This is a genomic window from Rhizobacter sp. P3_B12, from assembly GCF_056402895.1.
This window is the reverse complement of record NZ_JBFUGN010000267.1, coordinates 1-6,886: the sequence shown is the minus strand read 5'-3', so window position 1 is coordinate 6,886 and position 6,886 is coordinate 1. Positions and strand designations below refer to the sequence as shown.

The following is a 6,886-nucleotide window of genomic DNA, read 5'->3' as shown; positions in this document are numbered from 1 at the left end:
CCCCGACCTGCTCGCAGCCGGTGCGACCCGCGCCGCCTGCTGGCTTCACGACACGCCGGCGGCAGCCGCCGCAGGGGCTGTGCGATGAACGTGCTGGTGGAAGTGCGCGACCTGGTGAAGACCTTCGACGTCTCGGCACCGTGGCTGAACCGCGTGATCGAGCGCAAGCCGCGCCAGCAGGTGCATGCGGTGGACGGTGTCAGTTTCTCGATCGAACGCGGCACCACGCTCGCGCTGGTGGGCGAATCGGGCTGCGGCAAGAGCACCGTCGCGCGGCTGCTGGTCGGCCTGCAGGCGCCGACCGCCGGCGAGGTGCATTTCGGCCACAAGAACATCGCGCTGACGCTGGCCAGCCAGGAAGCGGCCGCGTTGCGTCGGCGCATGCAGATGATCTTCCAGGACCCGTTCGCGAGCCTGAACCCGCGCTGGAAGGTGCACCAGATCGTCGCGGAGCCGCTGACCGAGCACGGGCTGATCACCGACCGGGCGCAACTGAAGGCCRGGGTCGGCGAGCTGCTGCAGTCGGTGGGGCTCGCGAGCGCCGACATGGAGAAGTTCCCGCACCAGTTCTCCGGCGGGCAGCGGCAGCGCATCTCGATCGCGCGGGCGCTGGCCACCGAGCCGGAGTTCCTGGTCTGCGACGAACCGACCTCGGCGCTCGACGTCTCGGTGCAGGCCCAGGTGCTCAACATCATGAAGGACCTGCAGCGCAGCCGCGGGCTGACCTACCTGTTCATCTCGCACAACCTCGCGGTGGTGCGCCACGTCAGCGACCAGGTGGGCGTGATGTACCTCGGCCGCGTCGTCGAGCTGGCGCCGAAGGCGGAGATCTTCGCGAGGCCGCGCCACCCGTACACGCGCATGCTGCTGGATGCGATCCCGGACATCGCGATGAGCGGGCGGGCCCGCACGCCGGTGCAGGGCGAGGTGCCGAATCCGCTGAGCCCGCCAAGCGGCTGTTCGTTCCACCCGCGCTGCCCGCATGCGAACGAGCGCTGCAAGGCGGAGCGGCCGGCGCTGTTGTCGCTCAACGGCATCCAGGTGGCCTGCCACGCGGTGGCAGAAGGACGGATCTAGCCGGGCAGCAGGTGCTCGCCGGCAAACAGCGCGGCAGCGTCTTCGCGGTCGCGGATCAGCCAGGCCTGCGAGCCCGACACCAGCACCTCGGCGGCGCGCGGCCGCGTGTTGTAGTTGCTGGCCATGCTCATGCCGTAGGCGCCGGCGGACAGCACCGCGACGCGGTCGCCGGGCTGCACCGCCAGGGCACGGTCGCGCCCGAGCCAGTCGCCCGATTCGCAGACCGGACCGACCACGTCCCAGGTGACTGCCGCCGCGGACCGCGTGCGGCACGGCACGATGCCCATCCAGGCTTCGTACATCGCCGGGCGGGCGAGGTCGTTCATCGCGGCATCGACGATGCAGAAGTTCTTCTCGTCGCCGGGCTTCAGGTACAGCACCTCGGCGAGCAGCACGCCGGCATTGCCGACCAGCGAGCGGCCCGGCTCGAACAGCACCTGGCGGTGGCCGTGGCCGCGGGCGTCGATGCGCTCGAGCAGTTGTGCGACCAGCACGCCGGCCTCGGGCGGCGTCTCGTCGGTGTAGGTGATGCCCAGGCCGCCGCCGACATCGACGTGCTGCAGCCGGATGCCCTGGGCCTCGACCGCCTCCACCAGGTCGAGCAGCCGGTCCAGCGCATTGAGGTAGGGCGTGGCCTCGGTGATCTGCGAGCCGATGTGGCAGTCGATGCCGACGACCTCCAGGCCCGGCAGCGCGGCGGCGCGCTGGTAGGTGGCGACCGCGCGCTCGTGCGCGACGCCGAACTTGTTGCCCTTCAGACCGGTGGAGATGTAGGGGTGGGTGCCGGCATCGACGTCGGGGTTCACGCGCAGGCTGATGCGGGCGGTGCGGCCGGCGGCGACGGCCACCTGCGACAGCAGCTCGAGCTCGGGCTCGCTCTCGACGTTGAAGCACAGCACATCGGCCTCGAGGGCCTCGCGCATCTCGGTGCGGGTCTTGCCGACGCCCGAGAACACGATGCGCGACGCCGGCGCGCCGGCTGCGAGCACACGCTTCAGTTCGCCGCCGGAGACGATGTCGAAGCCGCAGCCGGCCTGCGCGAAGGTCTGCAGCACGGCCAGGTTCGAGTTGGCCTTCATCGCGTAGCAGATCAGGTGATCGCGGCCGGCCAGCGCACGCTGGTAGCTGCCGAGTGCTGCCAGCATCGCCGCCTGCGAGTACACGTACAGCGGCGTGCCGAAGCGGTCGGCGAGCGCGTTCAGCGCGCAGTCTTCGATGAAGAGATCGGCGCCGCGGTAGGCGACGTAGGGCGAACCGGGCAGGGTCATGGGGTCAGCGGGGGCGCGGAGGCGGCAGAGGATGCGGAGGGTGCCGCGGCAGGCGGCGAGGGCAGCTTCAGCGGCCCTTTCTGGCCGCAGGCCGCGAGCGCGGCCAGCAAAGACATCGATGCGCCCAGTGTTGAAAGGCGTCTCGCTACACTGCGCTGCTGCTGAAACATGCGAACAATTCTACCGGCCATGACTGTCGAGATCGTCCCCACACCCTTGAGCGATGCCCAGTTCCACGCGCTGACCGGCGCCATCCTGTCGAGCATCGAGGCGAGCGTCGACGCCTGGCTGCAGGACGACGTGATCGACATCGACGCGTCGCGCACCGGGGGCTTGCTGGAGATGGGGTTCCCGAACGGCAGCAAGCTGGTGATCAACACGCAGCCGCCGCTGCACGAGCTGTGGCTGGCTGCCCGCTCGGGCGGCTACCACTACAAGCACGTCGGCGGCCGCTGGCTCGACACGCGGGAAGGGCGGGAGTTCTTCGCGGACCTCTCGGCCTGCGCGAGCGAGCAGGGCGGGATGCCGCTGCGCTTCGCCCCGCCGGCCTGAGATCCTGCCTAGCGCTTGAAGAGGTCGAGGATGCCCTTCTTCTCGTCCTCGCTGGGCGGCGTGGGCAGTTTCTCCTCCAGGCCGAGGCTGCTGACGCCGCTGCCGTGGGTGTACTCCTCGTAGTACCACTCGCCACCCATGTTGACCACGCCTTCGGGGGCTGACGGCTCCTCGACCGGAACGCCCTTCAGCGTCTGCTGCATGTAGTCGATCCACACCGGCAGCGACAGGCCGCCGCCGGTCTCGCGGTCGCCCAGCTTGCGCGGGTTGTCGTAGCCGATCCACACCACGCCGACCACGCTGCGCTGGAAGCCGGCGAACCAGGCGTCGTTCGAGTCGTTGGTGGTGCCGGTCTTGCCGTACACGTCGGGGCGCTTCAGCGTGCGTTGCGCATTGGCCGCCGTGCCCGAGCGCGTGACCTCCTGCAGCAGGCTGTCCATCACGAACGCGTTGCGCGCCGGCAGCGTGCGCGTGCTGTCGTCCATTGCCTGCGGCGCCGCCTCGTTCAGCACGTGGCCGCGCGAATCGGTGATCTTGCTGATCAGGAACGGGTTCAGCCGGTAGCCGCCGTTGGCGAACACGCCGTAGGCCGATGCCATCTGCAGCGGCGTCACCGAGCCCGCGCCGAGCGCCATCGTCAGGTAGGCAGGGTGCTTGTCGGGATCGAAGCCGAAGCGGGTGATCCAGTCCTGCGCATAGGCCGGGCCGATCGCCTGCAGGATGCGGATCGAGATCATGTTCTTCGACTTGGCGAGGCCGCGGCGCATCGACATCGGCCCGTCGAAGGTGCCGTCGTAGTTCTTCGGCTCCCAGGGCTGGCTGCCGGTGGTGCCGGCGTCGAAGAACAGCGGGGCGTCGTTGATGACGGTGGCCGGCGTGAACCCTTTCTCGAGCGAGGCCGAGTAGATGAACGGCTTGAAGCTCGAACCCGGCTGGCGCCACGCCTGCGTGACGTGGTTGAACTTGCTCTTCGCATGATCGAAGCCRCCGACCATCGTGCGCACGGCGCCGGTGCGCGGATCGAGCGAGACGAACGCGCCTTCGACCTCGGGCAGCTGGGTGATCGACCAGTCGCCCTTCGGCAGCTTCACGAGCCGGATCACCGCGCCGGGGCGGATCTGCGTCTTCGGGTTGCCCTTTTCGGCGAGGCCGGAGGTGGCCGGCTTCAGGCCTTCACCGGTGACGGTCAGCGATTCGCCGCTCTGCAGCACCGCCACGACCTTGCGCGGGCTCGCTTCGAGCACCACGGCAGCGCGCAGTTCGTCGTTGTCGGGGTGCTCGACCAGGGCCTCGGCGATGCGGGCGTCGAGGTCTTTCACGTTGGCCGGCAGGTCGACATAGGCCTCGGGGCCGCGATACACCTGACGGCGCTCGAAATCCATGATGCCCTTGCGCAGCGACCRGTAGGCCACGGTCTGCTCGGACGCCTGGATGGTCAGGTAGACGTTGAGTCCGCGCGTGTAGGCCTCTTCGCCGTACTGCGAGAAGATCATCTGGCGCGCCGCCTCGGCCACGTACTCGGCGTGAACGACCACTTCAGGTGCCGCGCGGTACTTCAGTTGCTGCGCGCGCGCCGCATCGTGCTGCTCCGGCGTGATGAAGCCGTTCTCCAGCATGCGGTCGATGATGTAGAGCTGGCGCTGCGTTGCGCGCTTCGGGTTGACGATCGGGTTGTAGGCCGACGGCGCCTTCGGCAGGCCGGCCAGCATCGCGGCCTCGGCGATCGTGATGTCCTTCAGCGGCTTGCCGAAGTAGATCTCGCTGGCCGCYGCGAACCCGTGCGCGCGCTGACCGAGGAAGATCTGGTTCATGTAGATCTCGAGGATCTGGTCCTTGCTGAGCAGGCTCTCGATCTTCAGCGCCAGCAGGATCTCGTAGATCTTGCGGGTGAACGTCTTCTCGGTGGAGAGATAGAAGTTGCGCGCCACCTGCATCGTGATGGTCGAAGCGCCCTGGCTGCGCGACTCGTTGAACTGCGCGAGGCCGGCCCGCAGCACGCCCTTGTAGTCGACGCCGCCGTGCTGGTAGAAGCGCGCGTCCTCGATCGCCAGCACCGCGTCCTGCATCACCTTGGGCACCTGGGCGAGCGGCGTGAAGTTGCGGCGTTCCTCGCCGTACTCGCCGAGCAGCACGCCGTCGGCCGAATAGACGCGCATCGGCAGCTTCGGCCGGTAGTCGGCGAGGCCGCTGACCTGGGGAAGGTTCGGATACGCCACCGACAGCGCGATGCCGATCACCAGCAGCAGCGTGAGCACGCCAGCCAGCGCGCCCCCCACCAGCCACGACAGCGCACGGCCCAGCCAGCGAGCCCAGGCGGGCAAGGGCGAGGAGGCAGAAGAAGAGGATCGGCGGTTCGGGCTGGCTGCCGGGCGCTCGGACGGGCCCTCGGATTCGCTCATGGGACTCCAACAGTGGTCGCGACGATTATATGAAGCGACTTTGACCGGTCCGCATCGACCGTGAACTGCTTGGCAGCTTGTGTCGCCGGGTGCCTAGGGTTGACCCGGAATGACAAATTTTGGCTCCAAAATCCGTCAGGCTTTCGCAACGAGGATGGGTTGCAAGAAAAGGAAAAATCTTTGTTGCACAAAGGGTTTACTGCTAGCATTGAAGTAACTTCTTAACAATCCAGCGCACGTATCACCGCCAATTCGGTCGTCGATTCGTGTCGCGTTGGGAGATGGCCCCTTGAGCTTCCTAGACCTGTTGTTAGGCCGAAAGCATCCACCGATGATCGGCTTGGATATCAGCTCGTCCAGTGTGAAGCTGGTCGAGCTGGGCCAGAGTGCCTCCGGTGAATATGTACTCGAGCGTTTCGCCTCCGAGAGCTTCGAGAAGGGCTGGATCACCGACGGCCAGATCGAGAAATTCGACGAAGTGGCCGACGCCGTCCGGCGCGTGGTCACCAAGAGCGGCACCAAGACCAAGCAGGTCGTGCTCGCGATGCCGCAATCGGCGGTGATCACGAAGAAGATCATGCTGCCGGCCGGTCTTCGCGAAGAAGAACTCGAGCTGCAGGTCGAATCCGAAGCCAACCAATACATCCCGTTCTCGCTGGACGAGGTGAGTCTTGACTTCTCCGTGGTCGGCCCGAGCCCCACGTCGGTGGGCGATGTCGAGGTGCTGATCGCCGCGTCGCGCAAGGACCGCGTGCAGGACCGTCAGGGCCTGGCGGAAGCCGCCGGCCTGAAGCCCGCGGTGCTCGACATCGAATCGCATGCCTCGCGCCTGGCGATGGGCCGGCTGATCGAGGCGCTGCCGAACGAGGGCAAGGACGCCCTCGTCGCGCTGTTCGAGATCGGTGCCGACACCACGAGCCTGAAGGTGCTGCGCGACGAAGAGATGCTCTACGACCGCGACCAGGCCTTTGGCGGTTCGCAGCTGACGCAGCTGATCTCCCGCCAGTACGGCTTCTCGTTCGAAGAGGCCGAGCAGAAGAAGCTGTCGGCCGAATTGCCGGAAGACTACGAGTCGTCGCTGCTGGTGCCGTTCGTCGACAGCCTGTCGCAGGAGATCGGGCGTGCGCTGCAGTATTTCTTCACCAGCACGCCGCACCACAAGGTGCACTACGTGATGCTGGCTGGTGGCACGGCGACCCTGCCGGGGCTGAAGGACCGCGTCACCGAGTTGACGGGCTTCGCGTCGATGGTCGTCAATCCGTTCGAAAACATGAAGCTGGGCTCCGCGGTCCGCGAGAGCAAGCTGCGCCGTGAAGCGCCTTCCTACCTCACGGCCTGCGGGCTGGCGATGCGGAGGTTCCTGCAGTGATTCTGATCAACCTACTTCCGCACCGCGAAGAAAAGCGCAAGCGGCGCAAGGCGGCGTTCTTCCTGGGCCTGGCGCTGGCCGCCGCGGCGGGTCTCGCAGCCGTCGGCATGTGGTACCTGGTGCTGCAGCAGATGACGGAGAACCAGATCCACCGCAACGAATTCCTGTCGGTGAAGATCCGCGAGCTCGAGGCGCAGATCAAGGACATCGCATCCTTGCGT

At 67.3% G+C, this 6,886-nt stretch carries 6 protein-coding genes and 1 pseudogene; 4 read left to right on the top strand and 3 right to left on the bottom strand.

Annotation, left to right across the window (positions count from 1 at the left end; translation table 11 throughout):
- Positions 1-84: 84 nt before the first annotated feature.
- Positions 85-1,077: an ABC transporter ATP-binding protein gene (locus tag AC1D01_RS15535; RefSeq protein ID WP_477867716.1), complete on the top strand. Its 993-nt coding sequence runs from the start codon at positions 85-87 to the stop codon at positions 1,075-1,077.
- Here AC1D01_RS15535 and lysA read toward each other — a convergent pair.
- Positions 1,074-2,345: a diaminopimelate decarboxylase gene (gene lysA, locus AC1D01_RS15530; RefSeq protein ID WP_477867714.1), complete on the bottom strand. Its 1,272-nt coding sequence runs from the start codon at positions 2,343-2,345 to the stop codon at positions 1,074-1,076. The two genes, AC1D01_RS15535 and lysA, sit on opposite strands and share 4 nt — an antisense overlap.
- Entirely contained in the window at positions 2,342-2,515 is a 174-nt protein-coding gene (lptM, locus tag AC1D01_RS15525; RefSeq protein WP_477867712.1) for an LPS translocon maturation chaperone LptM, read from the bottom strand. The genes lysA and lptM overlap by 4 nt, the downstream gene beginning before the upstream one ends.
- A gap of 19 nt (positions 2,516-2,534) precedes the next feature.
- Between lptM and cyaY the strand changes: the two genes are divergently transcribed.
- Positions 2,535-2,897, top strand: a complete 363-nt coding sequence (cyaY, locus tag AC1D01_RS15520; RefSeq protein WP_477843566.1) for an iron donor protein CyaY — start codon at positions 2,535-2,537, stop codon at positions 2,895-2,897.
- Positions 2,898-2,905: 8 nt separating this feature from the next.
- Here cyaY and AC1D01_RS15515 read toward each other — a convergent pair whose 3' ends face one another.
- Positions 2,906-5,296: a penicillin-binding protein 1A gene (locus tag AC1D01_RS15515; RefSeq protein WP_477867710.1), complete on the bottom strand. Its 2,391-nt coding sequence runs from the start codon at positions 5,294-5,296 to the stop codon at positions 2,906-2,908.
- Between the two features lie 331 nt (positions 5,297-5,627).
- Here AC1D01_RS15515 and AC1D01_RS15510 point away from each other — a divergent pair, with 331 nt between their 5' ends.
- On the top strand, positions 5,628-6,665 hold the full coding sequence (locus AC1D01_RS15510; RefSeq protein WP_052202850.1) for a pilus assembly protein PilM: 1,038 nt from the start codon (positions 5,628-5,630) through the stop codon (positions 6,663-6,665).
- Positions 6,662-6,886, top strand: a pseudogene (locus AC1D01_RS15505) (PilN domain-containing protein); the annotation flags it as partial. The gene AC1D01_RS15510 and the pseudogene AC1D01_RS15505, both read left to right, overlap by 4 nt.